This window comes from Rothia kristinae, assembly GCF_016028855.1.
GTDB lineage: Bacteria > Actinomycetota > Actinomycetes > Actinomycetales > Micrococcaceae > Rothia > Rothia kristinae.
Genome location: NZ_CP065738.1, coordinates 367,530 through 382,120, shown reverse-complemented (window position 1 = coordinate 382,120; position 14,591 = coordinate 367,530). Strand labels below are relative to the sequence as shown.

At 73.4% G+C, this 14,591-nt stretch carries 11 protein-coding genes and 1 tRNA gene; 8 read left to right on the top strand and 4 right to left on the bottom strand.

Annotation, left to right across the window (positions count from 1 at the left end; all coding sequences use genetic code 11):
• Window positions 1–39: 39 nt before the first annotated feature.
• Entirely contained in the window at window positions 40–1,506 is a 1,467-nt protein-coding gene (locus I6G21_RS01715; protein ID WP_129357753.1) for an SseB family protein, read from the top strand.
• A 159-nt stretch (window positions 1,507–1,665) separates the two neighbouring features.
• Here I6G21_RS01715 and I6G21_RS01710 read toward each other — a convergent pair whose 3' ends face one another.
• Together I6G21_RS01710 and I6G21_RS01705 are read right to left on the bottom strand one after the other, a co-directional pair.
• Window positions 1,666–3,150 (bottom strand): catalase, encoded by a 1,485-nt coding sequence (locus tag I6G21_RS01710; protein ID WP_058730733.1) that lies wholly within the window; start codon window positions 3,148–3,150, stop codon window positions 1,666–1,668.
• Window positions 3,151–3,243: 93 nt separating this feature from the next.
• The gene (locus I6G21_RS01705) at window positions 3,244–3,741 is read right to left on the bottom strand and encodes a Fur family transcriptional regulator (RefSeq protein WP_129357754.1); all 498 of its coding nucleotides are present in this window, start codon (window positions 3,739–3,741) and stop codon (window positions 3,244–3,246) included.
• Between the two features lie 506 nt (window positions 3,742–4,247).
• Here I6G21_RS01705 and I6G21_RS01700 point away from each other — a divergent pair.
• Both I6G21_RS01700 and htpX read left to right on the top strand, forming a co-directional pair.
• Window positions 4,248–6,257 (top strand): sigma-70 family RNA polymerase sigma factor, encoded by a 2,010-nt coding sequence (locus tag I6G21_RS01700; RefSeq protein WP_165869986.1) that lies wholly within the window; start codon window positions 4,248–4,250, stop codon window positions 6,255–6,257.
• A gap of 157 nt (window positions 6,258–6,414) precedes the next feature.
• Entirely contained in the window at window positions 6,415–7,296 is an 882-nt protein-coding gene (gene htpX / locus I6G21_RS01695) for a zinc metalloprotease HtpX (protein WP_058730735.1), read from the top strand.
• Between the two features lie 88 nt (window positions 7,297–7,384).
• Here the strand turns inward: htpX and I6G21_RS01690 are convergent, their stop codons facing one another.
• Window positions 7,385–7,876: a YajQ family cyclic di-GMP-binding protein gene (locus I6G21_RS01690; RefSeq protein WP_058730736.1), complete on the bottom strand. Its 492-nt coding sequence runs from the start codon at window positions 7,874–7,876 to the stop codon at window positions 7,385–7,387.
• A 154-nt stretch (window positions 7,877–8,030) separates the two neighbouring features.
• Between I6G21_RS01690 and I6G21_RS01685 the strand changes: the two genes are divergently transcribed.
• The 3 genes from I6G21_RS01685 (at window position 8,031) to trxA (ending at window position 9,226) form a co-directional block, all read left to right on the top strand.
• Window positions 8,031–8,330, top strand: a complete 300-nt coding sequence (locus tag I6G21_RS01685) for a hypothetical protein (RefSeq protein ID WP_058730737.1) — start codon at window positions 8,031–8,033, stop codon at window positions 8,328–8,330.
• 186 nt (window positions 8,331–8,516) lie between these two features.
• Window positions 8,517–8,598, top strand: a tRNA-Tyr gene (locus I6G21_RS01680).
• A gap of 208 nt (window positions 8,599–8,806) precedes the next feature.
• Complete coding sequence (trxA, locus tag I6G21_RS01675) at window positions 8,807–9,226, top strand: thioredoxin (protein WP_058730738.1); 420 nt, start codon at window positions 8,807–8,809, stop codon at window positions 9,224–9,226.
• Window positions 9,227–9,320: 94 nt separating this feature from the next.
• Here the strand turns inward: trxA and I6G21_RS01670 are convergent, their stop codons facing one another.
• Window positions 9,321–10,382 carry a DNA-3-methyladenine glycosylase family protein gene (locus tag I6G21_RS01670; RefSeq protein ID WP_129357756.1) on the bottom strand — a complete coding sequence of 354 codons (1,062 nt, stop codon included), beginning with the start codon at window positions 10,380–10,382 and terminating at the stop codon, window positions 9,321–9,323.
• On the opposite strand from I6G21_RS01670, the gene I6G21_RS01665 reads away from it, so the two are divergent.
• Together I6G21_RS01665 and I6G21_RS01660 are read left to right on the top strand one after the other, a co-directional pair.
• On the top strand, window positions 10,381–12,102 hold the full coding sequence (locus I6G21_RS01665; RefSeq protein WP_129357757.1) for a DUF2079 domain-containing protein: 1,722 nt from the start codon (window positions 10,381–10,383) through the stop codon (window positions 12,100–12,102). The two genes, I6G21_RS01670 and I6G21_RS01665, sit on opposite strands and share 2 nt — an antisense overlap.
• A 388-nt stretch (window positions 12,103–12,490) precedes the next feature.
• Entirely contained in the window at window positions 12,491–14,512 is a 2,022-nt protein-coding gene (locus I6G21_RS01660) for a DEAD/DEAH box helicase (RefSeq protein ID WP_232238476.1), read from the top strand.
• Window positions 14,513–14,591: the final 79 nt, after the last annotated feature.

Genomic DNA, 14,591 nt, shown 5'->3' with positions numbered 1-14,591 from the left:
AGGCGAGTCCACCGGCCAGCGCATCCGCGAGGAGAAGCCATGTCCACCACCCCCAGCCACCGCCTCACCGAGCGTCCCGGGCAGCAGCAGCGCGAGCAGCGCGTCCAGGAGGCGGTCAACACCCTGGGGCACTGGCTGCTCTCCTCCACCCAGACCACCCCGGGCTGGGACCAGCTCATCGCGGACTTCGCCCCCGCCTGGTCCTCGCCGGGCTCCTACCTGGCCCGGATCAGCGAGATCCGCGACGGCGAGGAGCTGGTCGGCTCCACCGGCGCGGTCGGGCCCGCGACGACCGTGGTGCCGCTGCTGGAGCAGCTGCGTGCGGCCTCCTACGAACCGGACACGGGGGCGTGGCTGTCCGCGAGCATCGTCATCGACGCCCAGGGCTGGCCCGAACCGCAGTACCAGGTGGGTCTGGACGCCGAGTATGAGGAGGAGCCCGCCTCCTGGCTTCCGGGGGAGGAGGCCACCGCCGCGGCGCTGGCCCAGGACTTGCGGGCCTACCCCCGCACCGCCGAGGCGCTGCCGGCGTGGATGGCGAAGCGGCTGGAGGAGGCCGGGCTCGCCGTGCCCCCGGCCGTCCCCGAGGAGACGGGGTCCGACGCCGCGCAGCCGGAGGCTGCGGCCGACGGCGGGACCGCGGACGGCGGGACACCGGGGAGCGCGGCGCCCGCTGAGACTCCCCCCGCCGCCGCGCAGCCGACCACCGGTCCCGCTCAGAATCCCGACCTGCTGCAGGCCCTGGAGCACTACGGGCGCCGCCCCGAGCACCGCACCCAGCTCAACGTGCTGCGCGCGCTGATGGGCGGGCAGGCGCTGCTGGACATCTCCGGCTCGGACCTCATCCCCGGTCCGCGGGGCGAGCGGATCGGCCCCGGCTCGACCCTGCGGCTGCAGACCGTACAGGGCCCCGACGGGGCGACCCTGCTGGCGGTGTTCGCCACCGAGGACACCGCCCGCGCCCTGCACGCCGTCGGGGGAACCGGCACCGACTTCCGCACCCAGGCCCGCCCCGGGGTTCAGATCCTGCGCCAGATGCTGGAGGAGACTGCCTGCGACGGGATCGTCGTGGAGCCCAACGGGCGAGCCAGCTGCCGGCTGGACCGCGCCCTGATCGCCGATGCCCTGGCCGCCCCGCACCTGGACACCGCCAAGGAGGCCCTGCTCGAGGAGTCCATGCCGCGGCTGCTCGGCAGCCTCATCGCCCCCGACGCCCGACTGCTGGTCGCCCTGGACGGCCCCGGGGAGGACGCCTACCCCCTCTGCGTGCAGACCGAGGACGGCTCCACCCCGGAGACCATGCTGCTGTTCACCTCTGCCCCCGAGGCCGCCGCCATCGACCCGAAGCTGACCCTGCGCGCGGCCCCCGCCCGGCAGGCCCTGCAGCTGGCCGTGGACGCCGGCGCCGGACACGTGCGCATCAACGCGCTGAGTCCCTCGGCCGTGCTGCCCATCGAGCAGGTCCGGGAGCTGCTGGAGCTGGCGGCCATGCAGGACCGTCTCTGAGGCGCGGACATCCCGCGGCCCGAGCCTCGGCCCGCCGCCGCGCGGGCACGCGAGAAGGCCCCCGCCTCCCGACCCCCGCGCGAGGCGGGGACGGGAGACGGGGGCCTTCCGGTCATACGGCTTCAGGACCGGGGAGGGTCAGAGCCGTGGGGGCGGCGATCAGGCGCCGGGGACGTCGTCCCCGCGGTGCTCCTTGGCCTTCTTCTCGATGGCCTCGCCGACCTCCTGGTCGATGTTCTTCCAGTACCAGAACACCCGAGACAGCACCGGCTCCTCGACGTCGGCCATCATCCCGGCCACGGTGTTCACCAGGCGCTCGCGGGCGGCGTCATCGTAGACCTCGCGCACCAGGGTGTGGGCCTGGCCGAAGTCGTCGTCCTCCGCGTGCAGGGTGTACGCGGCGCGCACCAGCTCGCCGTCGGCCTCCCAGCCGTTGTCCACCCGGGACTCCTCCTTGCTCACGTAGGAGCGGTAGGAGTTCGGGGCGTACGGCGCGGCCGAACCGGAGTGGTGGTACTGCATGAAGCCCTCCTTGTCGTAGGAGTTCATGGGCACCACCGGGGCGTTGACCGGCAGCTGGTTGTAGTTGGTGCCGATGCGGTGGCGCTGGGCGTCCGGGTAGGAGAACACCCGGCCCAGCAGCATCTTGTCCGGGGACAGCCCCGTGCCGGGGACCATGTTGGCCGGGGCGAAGGCCGCCTGCTCGATCTGGGCGAAGAAGTTCTCCGGGTTCCGGTTCAGGGTGAACCGGCCGACCTTGTGGCGCGGGTAGTCCTTCTGCGGCCAGACCTTCGTCAGGTCGAAGGGGTTGAAGCGGTAGTCCTTCGCGTCCTCGTAGGGCATGAACTGCATCTCCACGGACCAGGACGGGTACTCCCCGCGCTGGATCGCGTCGAACAGGTCCCGGCGGTGGTAATCCCCGTCGGAGCCGGCCAGCCGCTCGGCCTCCTCGTTGGTCATGTTCTCCACGCCCTGCTCGGAGATGAAGTGCCACTTGACCCAGGTCTTCTTCCCCTCCGCATTGACCAGCATGTAGGTGTGGGAGGAGTACCCGTTCATGTGCCGCCAGCTGCGCGGCAGCCCGCGATCGCCCATGAGGTAGGAGACCTGGTGGGCCGACTCCGGGGACAGCGTCCAGAAGTCCCACTGCATGTTGGCGCTGCGCAGACCGGAGTCGGCGGTGCGCTTCTGCGAGTGGATGAAGTCCGGGAACTTGATCGGGTCGCGCATGAAGAAGATCGGCGTGTTGTTCCCGACCATGTCGAAGTTGCCGTCCTCGGTGTAGAACTTCAGCGAGAACCCGCGAACATCGCGCCAGGTGTCCGGGGAGCCCAGCTCACCGGCCACGGTGGAGAAGCGCGCGAGCATCGGGGTCTTGGTGCCCTTCTGCAGGAACTTCGCGTAGGTGTACGCGGAGATGTCCTCGGTGATCTCCAGCTCGCCGAAGGCGCCGGAGCCCTTCGCGTGCGGGGAGCGCTCCGGGACGCGCTCGCGGTCGAAGCGGGCCAGCTTCTGGACCAGCTCGACGTCGTGCAGCAGCAGCGGGCCGTTGGCGCCGACGCTCAGCGAGTACTCGTCGGACTGGCGCGGCACGCCGGTCTCGGTGGTGGAGGGGCGATGGGGATCGAACTGCTGTTCGGTCATGGTGGATCTCCTTCGTCGTGGGTGTGACTGGGGATGGGCCCGGGCTCCGCGGGTGCGGAGCGGTTCGGGTGGTCTGAGATGGCGACCCCGGGATCAGTCCCGGGACTCGGCCTCGGCGCGCTCCCGGGGGGCCCGGCACTGCGGGCACAGGGCGCGGAAGACGACGTCGGCGCTGAGGATCTGCATCCCATGGGTCTGGCTCGGGTGCAGACACGGGGCCTGCCCGACGGCGCAGTCCACGTCCTCCACGCGCCCGCAGTCCACGCACACGCTGTGGTGGTGGTTGTCGTTGGCGCGGGTCTCGTACAGCCCCGGGGTGCCGGGCGGCTGGAACTTCCGGAGCATGCCGACCGCGGTGAGGTCGGCCAGCACCACGTAGACGGACTGCACGGTGATGCTCGGCAGCACGGCGCGCACGTGGCGGACGATCTCCTCGGCGGTGGAGTGCTGGTGCCGATGCACGGTGTGCAGCACGGCCAGGCGCTGCCGGGTCACCCGACGGCCCAGGGAGCGCAGCTCGTCCGACCACTGCGCGCGCAGGGCCGCGGCGTCGTGGGCCGGAGGGTGCGTCGGCGTGGTCTGTGAGGTCATGGAACCACCCTAGCGTTATTCTGAGCCACTCACAATAGGAGGCCGCTGGGCGAGTGATATGGATCATGGAAGATCTGCGGCTGAAATCGCGTCACGATCCGGGGTCGCGGTGCTCTGGAGAAGGTGTCGGGGCCTCCGGGGAGGAGGCCCCGACACCGCGGCAGCCCGTATCGGGGGATGCGGCCGCCCGCTCACGGACCGGGACATGGGGGATGTCCGGATCCGCATTCCGGGGGCGCCTGGCAGGGGGGAGCCAGGCGCGGGTGCGTCGCCGCCCCATCGGGGGATGTGCTCCATGGGGGATGGAGCAGGGCGGGGCGCACCCGGGTATCCCGGTGCATCGGGATGGCCCCGGCGTCGTCGGACTCTCACGCTGCGATGACGAGCATCCTGTGGCGACTCTTGCGTCGTTCGATGCGATGCTTCCGCGCCCATCCTGGCCTAAGGTTATCGGGACGAGTGCCCGGGGGACAGGGTCTCGGAATATCGGGGGTGAATGTTTCGTGATGCAACCGGAAGACGCGGCGGGCAGCGCGGCCGAGGGGTCGCAGACGCCGGAGAAGGACGAGGCGCTGCTGCGCCGGTACCCGGAGGACCCGGCCGGTGTGGCCGAGCGGCTGTATCAGCGCCATGCGCGCACCGCGGTGCGGATCGCCCGACGCTCCGGCGCGAACCCGGAGGAGGCCGAGGACGCCGTCGCCGAGGCCTTCGTGCGCATCCTCGGGATGCTCGCCGACGGCAGAGGGCCCCGTCGGGCCTTCCTGCGGTACCTGATGCGAACGGTCGCCACGGTGGTGCGCGAGCGCCGCAGCGGCCCCGCCCCGCAGGATCCGCAGTCCCCGGAGGCGCTGCCGCTGGCGGAGACCACCGAGGCCGTGGTGGGCCGCCGCGAGGAGGCCCGCATCGTCACCCGCGCCTATCAGGATCTGCCCCCGCGCTGGCGCACCATCCTGTGGGGTCTGGATGTGGAAGGGCGTGCGCCTCGCGAGCTGGCGGCGGAGCTGGAGATGACGCCCAACGCCGTCTCCCAGGCCGCCGTGCGGGCCCGCGAACGCCTCCGGGAAGGGTATCTCTCCCACTATGCGCTGCGTCCGGCGACGGGGGAGTGCGCCGAATATGCGCCGATGCTCCCGCAGCTGGTGCGCGGGCGCCTGACGTCTGCTCGTCGTCGGCGCCTGCTGCGGCATCTGGAGACCTGCCCGCGCTGCTCCGCCGAGCACCTGGCGCTGGTCAGCACCTCCGATCTGATGCGCGGTTGGGTGCTGCCGGGGATGCTCCTGGGCGGAGTCCTGCTGCACGGCGGGCAGCGGGCTCACGCCCTGGCCGCCGTCGGCGCGGCGTCGGGTCCCGTGGCCGACGGCGCGGCATCTCCCCGGGGAATCGCGGACCCGCCCCGACACGCGCCCTCCGGGCGCGCGCACCTGGGTGCGGGACATCCCGGGTGGCGGTGGGTGCGGCTCGGTTCGGCCCTGGCCGCGGTCGCATTGTTCGCCTCCACCGTACAGCTGCCTCCGGAGGGAGCCCGGCCCTCGCCCACCATCGGGGCGGAGATCTCCGCGCCGTCATCGGAAGCCGATGCCCCGTCCTCCCCGTCGCGACTCCCACCCACCGAGTTCGCGGAGACCGAGACCGCCCCGCGGGCCGCAGCCGGCGCACCGGCGGCGCGTGAGGAGGCGGAGCGTCCGGTGCTGGTGCGCACGGTCCTCGCCGCGCGCACCACGGCTTCGCCCGAGCCGGACCGCGGGAACGGCCAGGGGATCCGAGGCGAGGGGGGCTCCTCCGGTGAGGCCGGACCCGCCGGGCGCGCCGACGGGTCCTCGTCCCCCGTCGAGGATCGGGGGAGCGCGGTGCCGGTGCCGCAGGCCTCCTTCAGCAGCGCCCAGGTGCGGCCCGCCGACGCCGAGCCGGAGGCCTCCGGGCCCTCGGCGGAGCCCGAGGAGGAGCCGGTGATCCGCACCGCCGCGGCCGCGGTGCCCGCACAGGCGCAGCCGGAGACCGACCTCGTCCCGATCGATGTCGATCCCGGCCCCGTCCCTGCGGCGCAGCGGCCCGCGACCGGGGCGCAGTCCCCGGTGCTTCCGGATCCGGTGGACCCGGAGCCGCAGCCGGAGACCGGGCCGGTGGCCGCCGGGGAGAGCGCGAGCGAGCAGGATGCAGGCGGGGAAGCCGCGGTCGAGGATGCTGCGGCCGGGGACGCCGTGGCCGAGGACGCCGCCGGGCCGCAGACTCCGGCCTCCGCGGCACCCGCGGACCTCCCGGAGGACGGGCAGCCGGTTCCCCAGGCGCGGCTCCCTCGTGCCGCGGGGGTCGGTGTGGTCGAGGAGACCGGGGATGAGGGGCTGCCCGCTGGTGAGCTGCCGATGGGGGAGCCCCGGGCGTATGCTCCGCGCGCTGCTGCCCCCCGCGCGTACGCCCCCCGCGCGTACGCTCCGTGCGCTGCTGCCCCGCGGGCTGCGAGCGCACGGCCCATCCCGGTCTGGACCGCGACGTGGGTCGTGGTGCGCTGGCGCGGCTGACCGACTGTCCGAGACCGCCCAGCCAGTCCTCAGCTGGCTGACAGGTCTGCGCAACCACTCCCTGACCCGGATGCTTTACGGTTGAAGCACCGCGTTCGGCGTCCCCCCGCGGGCGTCCGCGGACCGTCGTCGTCATCCGAGGAGACATCGAAGGACCATGCACCAGCACTACAACGGGCTGAAGACCGCCCTGCTGTTCGGCGGACTCTGGGCGGTGCTGCTCGGGATCGGCGGCGTGCTGGCCGCCGGAACCCGCAGCTCCGCATTCATCTGGATCTTCGCCCTGATCGCCCTGGGCACCTCCGCCTACGGGTACTGGAACAGCGACAAGATCGCCATCCGCTCCATGAACGCCCGACCGGTCACCCCGCAGGAGGCCCCGGCCATGCACCGGATCGTCCAGGAGCTCTCCGCCCGGGCCGGCAAGCCCATGCCGCGGCTGTACATCGCCCCGACCCTCTCGCCCAACGCCTTCGCCACCGGGCGCAACCCGGAGCACGCCGCCGTGTGCTGCACCGAGGGCATCCTGCAGCTGCTCAACGAGCGGGAGCTGCGCGGGGTGCTCGGACACGAGCTGATGCACGTGTACAACCGGGACATCCTCACCTCCTCCGTGGCCGGGGCCATCGCCGGGGTCGTCTCTTCCATCGCCCAGTTCGCCCTGTTCTTCGGGGGCAACCGGGAGCGCGGCGGCAACGTGATCGGCAGCCTGCTCATCGCCCTGGTCGCCCCCCTGGCGGCCTCGGTCATCCAGATGGCCATCAGCCGCACCCGCGAGTACGACGCCGATGAGGACGGCGCCCGGCTCACCGACGACCCGCTGGCCCTGGCCTCGGCGCTGCGCAAGCTGGAGACGGGCACGGCCCGTGCCCCGATGGACCCGGAGAACCCGAAGGTCGCCAACGCCTCCCACGTGATGATCGCCAACCCCTTCGGCGGGCTGAACGTGGGACGCCTGACCTCCACCCACCCGCCCATGGACCAGCGCATCGCCCGCCTGGAGCAGATGGCCGGCTACGGCGGGAACGCCGCCCGCTGAGCCGCAGCCTCCGGCCGAACGCCGCGCGGCCCGCACCCCGGAGGATCGGGGTGCGGGCCGCGTCGCGTCGGATCGGGGGCGGAGGGGTCTACCGGTAGTTGACGAACTGCACGGCGACCTCCAGGTCCGCCTCCTTCAGCAGGGCCTGCACGGCCTGCAGATCATCCCGGGACTTGGAGGAGACCCGCAGCTCATCGCCCTGGATCTGCGCCTTCACGCCCTTGGGGCCCTCCTCCCGGATGAGCTTGGAGATCTTCTTGGCCTGGTCCTGGGCGATGCCCTCCTTGATGGAGCACTCGATGCGGTGCTCCTTGCCGGAGGGGTACGGCTCCCCGGCGTCCAGGGACTTCAGGGAGATCCCGCGCTTGACCAGCTTGGACTGGAAGACGTCCAGCACGGCCTGGGCGCGCTCGGCGGAGTTGGCCTTGATGAGGATCTTCTCCCCGGAGGATTCCACGGAGGCGCCGACGCCGCGGAAGTCGTAGCGCTGGGACACCTCCTTCTGCGCCTGGTTCAGCGCGTTGGAGACCTCCTGCTTGTCCACGGTGCTGACGATGTCGAATGAGGATTCGCTGGCCATGGGCCCTCCTGCGGGGTCGAGATCGGATGTTCTCCACCAGGGTACGTGCTGGGCCGGGCGGCGGGGGAGGGATCGGCGATCGGCCAGCGTTCCCCGACCTGGCCCTGATCGTCCTCTCACCAGGGGCACAGGCGGGCGTCCGAGGGTGGGAGTCATGCAGATGCACACCGTCCTTCCCCACGGAGTCCTCCCCGGCGAGCTGGAGGCAGGCGCCGTCGCCGCCCTGCCCGTTCCCGCGCCGTCGCGCCCCCGTCCCGGTTCCGCCCCGGTGCCCGCCGCGGGCCTGCACCGGGCGGATCTGGTGGCCCGGCATCGCGGGGTCCGAGAGGACCTGCGCGCGGCGGTGGCCCGCGGGGAGATCAGCGCCCGGCAGTCCGCCCGGTTCCTGGCCCGCATCGAGGCCGCGCTGCTGGTCGAGCAGCACACGCCGCCGCGCGTGCCCGGCGGTCGGTGAGGCGGGCCCGATGCGGCGGACCTCGGGAGAGAGAGCGCCCCTCCCGGTGCCGTTGCTCACAGGTCGGGTCCGCGCAGGGGCCGGGGTTTGTGCCGGGAGGCTCGGGTCCGCTACGGTGGTATCCGCTCCCGCTTGCGGGAGCGATGATCCATCGTGACGGCCGAGGCGCCGGCGCGGCGGAGGCTCGGCAGGTTACCCGAGCGGCCAAAGGGGGCTGACTGTAAATCAGCTGGCACTGCCTACGGGGGTTCGAATCCCTCACCTGCCACCGATGCCCTGCACAGGGCGCGCCACCCGAAGGGCTCCGATCCACCGGATCGGGGCCCTTCGGCGTCTCCACCTCCGCCGCGGCCCCGCCTCCGGCGGGTGCGGAGGCCGACGCCGAGCCGGCGGGTGCCAACCGGCCGCGGTCAGGATGCTGTGCTCACAGTGAAAGGCCTGGGGCTCGCCCGGGGTCGGTGCGTAGTCTCGGGCGCATGGCTACCGTCGAACTGACCGAGAACAACCTCAACCAGACCATCCAGGACCACGAGATTGTGCTCGTGGACTTCTGGGCCGAGTGGTGCGGGCCCTGCAAGCAGTTCGGGCCGGTCTTCGAGGCCGCCTCGGAGAAGCACCCGGAGATCGCCTTCGGCAAGGTGGACACCGACGCCCAGCAGAGCCTCGCGGCCGCAGCGGGGATCACCTCCATCCCCACCCTGATGGCCTTCCGCGAGCAGACCCTCGTCTTCGCCCAGCCCGGCGCCCTCAACGGCTCCCAGCTTGACCAGGTCATCGAGGCCGTGCAGGGCCTGGACATGGACGACGTGCGCCGGCAGATCGCCGAGGCCGAGAAGCAGGCGGCCCAGCAGGCCGAGGGCGGGCAGGCCCCGTCCGCGGATCCCGCGCAGGCCTGAGCCCGGCACCCACCCGATCCCGCGCCCGCCCGGCGGCCGTGGGATCTCCGCCCCGCGGCCCCGGAACACCCGTTCCGGGGCCGCAGCCGCGTCGTCAGCCCCCGAAGCGGTGGGCCTGCGGGGCCACCCGGGGCCCGCGCCGGGGTCGGCGGGGCCCGGCGGCCAGGATCATGCGCACCACCCGCTGGCGGTTGCCCGCCCACGGGCGCAGCAGCCGCAGCATCCGCTCATCGTCCCCGGCGCGCCCCTCCAGGGCGTAGCAGACGCCGTGGGCCAGATGGTAGTCGCCCACGCTGATCGCATCCGGCAGACCGTGGGAGCGCTGCATCGTCTCGGCCACCGTCCACGGGCCGATCCCCGGCACCGCCGCCAGCCCCCGGGCGAGAGCAGCCACCCCGTGCGCCGCCCCGCCCGGGAGTCGTCGCGCCTCCTCGGCGCGGATCAGCGATCCGGCGGCCTCCGCCAACCGACCCACCGCGGCGCTGCGCTGGGCATCCACCCCGGCGGTGCGCCAGTGCCAGGACGGGATCCGGCGCCACTGCAGCGGCGTCAGCGGCAGCACCAGGTCCCGCGCCCACGCCGGGGCCGTCCCACCCGGGGACGGCGCGGGGTCCGCGTGCTCGCGGGTCAGGCGCTGCCACGCCCCGATCGCCTCCGCACCCGTGACCTTCTGCTCGAAGACCGCGCTCACCGCGTGGCGGAAGACCCACCCGGAGGAGCTCAGCCGCAGCCCCGGACGGGTGCGGAACGCCGCCCGGATGTCCGCTGGGATCAGCCGGTGCTCCGGTGAGGCCGCGAAGCCGGGCCAGTCATCGGCCAGCCCCGTCAGTCCGGCGGCTCGATCCAGGAAGGCCGCGATCTCCTCCGGATCCCACCCCCAGGCCCGGACCAGGATCGGCCAGCAGGCCGGACCCGACGCGGCCTCGCGCGCCGCGGCGTCGGGCACCAGGTGCGGGCCCTGCTCGAGCACCGCGGTGACCCCCGACCCGGTGTCCTCCGGGATGCGTGCGGTGAGCACCGCGCGGGTGCCGTGGGATCCGCTGCGGATGCGTACAGTGGGGTCCGATGTGGCGCGCCGCAGCACCGCGAGCGTGCGCGCCAGATCCACGGGTGAATCCGGGCGCAGCAGACGCTCGCGAACGCAGGGAGCAGGCATGGGATCCATCGTCTCACGCGGTCGACGCGCCGCCACCTCCGGCGGCAGCGCCGACCCCGCCGCCGGTCGGGCTGTCGCGCCGCGGGGTTCGCGACGCGCAACCTGGGCGCTCGGCGCGGTCTGCGCGCTGCTCGCTGCGGGGCTGTTCTCCTGGATGTCCGTGGGGCAGTGGGAACGCTGGGACAGCCCCTCCTGGGACCTGGCGATCTTCTCCCAGCTGGCCCAGGACTACGCGCACCTGCGGGCCCCGATCGTGGACATCAAGGGCCACGGCTTCAACCTCCTGGGGGACCACTTCCACCCCCTGCTCATCCTGCTCGGCCCGGTCTGGGCGCTGTGGCCCAGCGGCCTGGCCGTCATGATCACCCAGGACGCGCTGCTCGGTCTCGGGGCCGGGATCCTCGCCGGCTTCGGCACCCGCTTCCTCGGGTGGGCGCGTGGGCTCTGCCTGGGCACGGCCTTCACCCTCAGCTTCGGGGTGCTCGAGGCGGTGCGGGTGCAGTTCCACGAGGTCGCCTTCGCGGTGCCGCTGCTGGCGATGAGCCTGTGCCTGCTGGCCCTGCGCCGCCTGCGCGCGGCCGCCGGGTGGGCAGCGCCCCTGGTCTTCGTCAAGGAGGACCTCGGCATCACCGTCGCGGTCATCGGGCTGGTCATCCTCTGGACGGCCCTTCGCGCCCCCGCCGCGGACGGGCACGGCGCGGGGCCTGAGCCCGGGTCCGGTTCGGCGTCGGAGGGCTCCGGCGAGCAGCGATCCGCGTCCGGTATCCGCCCCGCGCCCGGCCTGTGCAGCGCGGCGGCGCACCGGGTGCGGGGCGCGCTGCGTCGGCCCGGGGCGCCGACCGGCATCATCCTGGCGTGCTGGGGCCTGGCCTGGAGCGTGCTGGCCGTCAGCGTGATCCTGCCCGCGCTGAATCCGCACGGGACCTTCGACTACGCGGACAAAGTGGATGTGCCGCGGGCCCTGGGCGACCCGCTGCAGGCCTTCGCCCAGCTGTTCACCCCTGAAGCCAAGCTGCGCACCTGGGGGCTGTTGCTGCTCAGCGGGGCCGTGGTGTTCCTGCGCTCGCCGCTGTCCTGGGTGGGTCTGCCGACCCTCGTGTGGCGCTTCCTCTCCCCGAACGAGGGGTACTGGGGGCCCACCTGGCATTACAGCCTCGTGCTGATGCCCGTGCTGTTCGCCGCGGTCTTCGACGCCGCCCTGCGGGCCCGCGCTGCGGCCCCCGCGCAGCGCCGTCGGCGCGAGGTCGTGCACCAGGGCGATGCCGGGGATCCCGGGGCGAGCGGGCGCGCCGCCGTCCTGCGCTCGCGGGCGCGAGCGACGGTGGACGCCGTCTGCGCGGCCGGGCCGGTGCTGGCCGCCGTCCTCGCGGTGGCCCTGGTGCCCTCGGGACCGTTGGCCGAGGCCTGGCGGCAGCGGGAGCCGGATGCCGCGCAGCGGCAGGTGATCCAGGCGCGGCAGCGGGCCGTCGAACACGTGCCGGAGGGCGTGAGCGTGGCCGCGGACCTCTCGGTGCTCACCCGCCTGGTCCCGGGCCGGGACGTGCACTGGATCGGCACCGCCGGGGACCCGGCCCCGGAGTACCTCGTGCTGCAGACCGACGGCGCCACCTGGGGCGGGCGCGGCCCCGCCGATCCGGGCGCCTACGCCCGGGAGCACTACGGCGCGTCCTACGACGTCGTGTTCCGGGAGCGCAGCGTCGTGGTGCTGCGCCGGGCCTGACCGCGCCCGCCCCGCAGGGGTCCGACGCCGCCCCACGCCCGGCCCCGTCCGATCGGGGGTGCGGGGCACCGAGCGGTGCGTCACGCCCCGGCCGCGGGCGCACCGCGGTGGGGTAGGGTGGGGGACACCGGGATTCCCCGAGACGCGCCCCCACGCCCGCTGAGACAGCGGAGCGGAAGGCCGTCACTCGATCTCAAGCTCGCCGCCGCGCGCACCGCCTGAAGACCACAGACACCCGCAGATCAGCGGGACGGGTGCGCCCACCGAAGATGACGTCCTCCGCTGCAACTCGGAGTCGGCCCACGCGGGCGGAGCCATGAGGGGAGACATCCGGCCTCCGGCGAGATCTTCGCCGGGACACGACCCCCGCCAAGCAAAGGACCTTTCGGTGAGCGAAAACACCACCCCCCTGCCCGACGACGCCCGCACCACCCCCGCGGACCCCGAGACCCAGACGGCCGAGACCGCCCCGGCTGAGACCCAGCAGCCCGAGCAGACCCAGCAGGCCGAGACTCCGGCCCCCGCCGCGGAGGCCTCCTCCGCCGAGGCCGCCCCGGCCGAGGAGCCCGCCGGGCCCCGCTTCGTCGAGCTCGGCCTGGACGGGCGAGTGCTGGCCGCGCTGGAGGAGATCGGCTACGAGACCCCCTCCCCGATCCAGGCGGAGACCATCCCGCTGCTGCTGGAGGGCCGCGACGTCGTCGGCCTGGCCCAGACCGGCACCGGCAAGACCGCGGCCTTCGCGCTGCCGGCCCTGTCCCACCTGGCCGAGCTGTCCGACCTGGAGGGCCTCTCCAAGGCCGTGCAGGTGCTGGTGCTCGCCCCCACCCGCGAGCTGGCCCTGCAGGTCGGGGAGGCCTTCTCCTCCTACGCCAAGCACCTCGAGGACTTCACCGTCCTGCCCGTGTACGGCGGCTCCCCCTACGGCCCCCAGCTGGCCGGTCTGCGCCGCGGCGCGCAGGTCGTCGTCGGCACCCCCGGGCGCGTCATCGACCACCTCAAGCGCGGCTCCCTGGACCTGTCCCAGCTGCGCCACCTGGTGCTGGACGAGGCCGACGAGATGCTGCGCATGGGCTTCGCCGAGGACGTCGAGGAGATCCTCTCCCAGACCCCCGCGGAGAAGCAGGTGGCCCTGTTCTCCGCGACCATGCCCAAGTCCATCCGCCGCATCGCCGAGGACTACCTGCGCGACCCGGTGGAGGTGCGCGTGAAGGCCAAGACCACCACCGCGGCGAACATCCGGCAGCGGTACATGCAGGTCATGCACTCCCACAAGCTCGAGGCCATGACCCGGGTGCTGGAGGTCGAGGACTACGACGGCGTGATCGCCTTCGTGCGCACCAAGAAGGAGACCGAGGAGGTCGCGGACAAGCTCAAGGCCCGCGGCTTCCAGGCCGCCGCGATCAACGGGGACATCCCCCAGACCCAGCGGGAGCGGACCGTGGAGGCCCTGCGCGAGGGTCGGGTGGACATCCTCGTGGCCACCGACGTCGCCGCCCGCGGGCTGGACGTGGAGCGGATCTCCCTGGTGGTCAACTTCGACATCCCGCACGACACCGAGTCCTACGTGCACCGGATCGGGCGCACCGGGCGGGCCGGGCGCGAGGGTGAGGCCATCCTGTTCATGACCCCGCGCGAGAAGCACATGCTGCGTCAGATCGAGAAGGCCACGCACCAGAAGGTCGAGCAGATGCACATGCCCAGCGCCGCGGACGTGAACCAGTCCCGCCTGGACAACTTCGCCCAGCAGATCACCGAGACCCTCGAGTCCGAGGACCTGACCCTGTTCAAGGGCCTGGTGGAGGGCTACGTCGCCGAGCACGACGTCCCCGCCGAGGACGTCGCCGCCGCGATCGCGTTCATCGCCCAGGACGGGCGCCCGTTCTTCGCCGAGGAGCTGCCGGAGCGTCCGGCGCGCGGCCGGGACCGGGAGCGCGGGGATCGCGACGGCGGTCGGGAGCGCGGCCCGCGGCGTCGCAGCGACGAGGGCCTGCGCACCTACAAGATCCAGGTGGGCCACGATCAGCGGGTGCTGCCCGGCGCGATCGTCGGGGCCCTGACCAACGAGGGCGGGCTGACCGGCTCCCAGGTCGGCAACATCGACATCCGCGGCGGCTTCTCCTTGGTGGACCTGCCGGAGGACCTGGACGTGGACTCCCTGCGGGACCTGGAGATCAACGGCCACCGGATCGACATCGCCCCGGATCGCGGCGGTCGCGCCGGCGGCGGGCGCTCGGGCGGGCGTCCCGGCGGACGCGGCCAGGGCGGTCCCCGCGGGGGCTACCGCGGCGGGCGTGACCGGGACGGCCGCGGCGGCTACCGCGGGAACCGGGACCGCGGGGATCGCGGCGGGTACCGGGGGCACCGGGACCGCTTCGAGCGCGGCGGGCGCGAGGGCTACCGCGGCCGCTGAGGCCCCGCCCGACGGCGAGCTCATCACAGCGGATCCGCTGTGATGGACGACATGGCTGACGGATTTGGCGGGCTTGTGA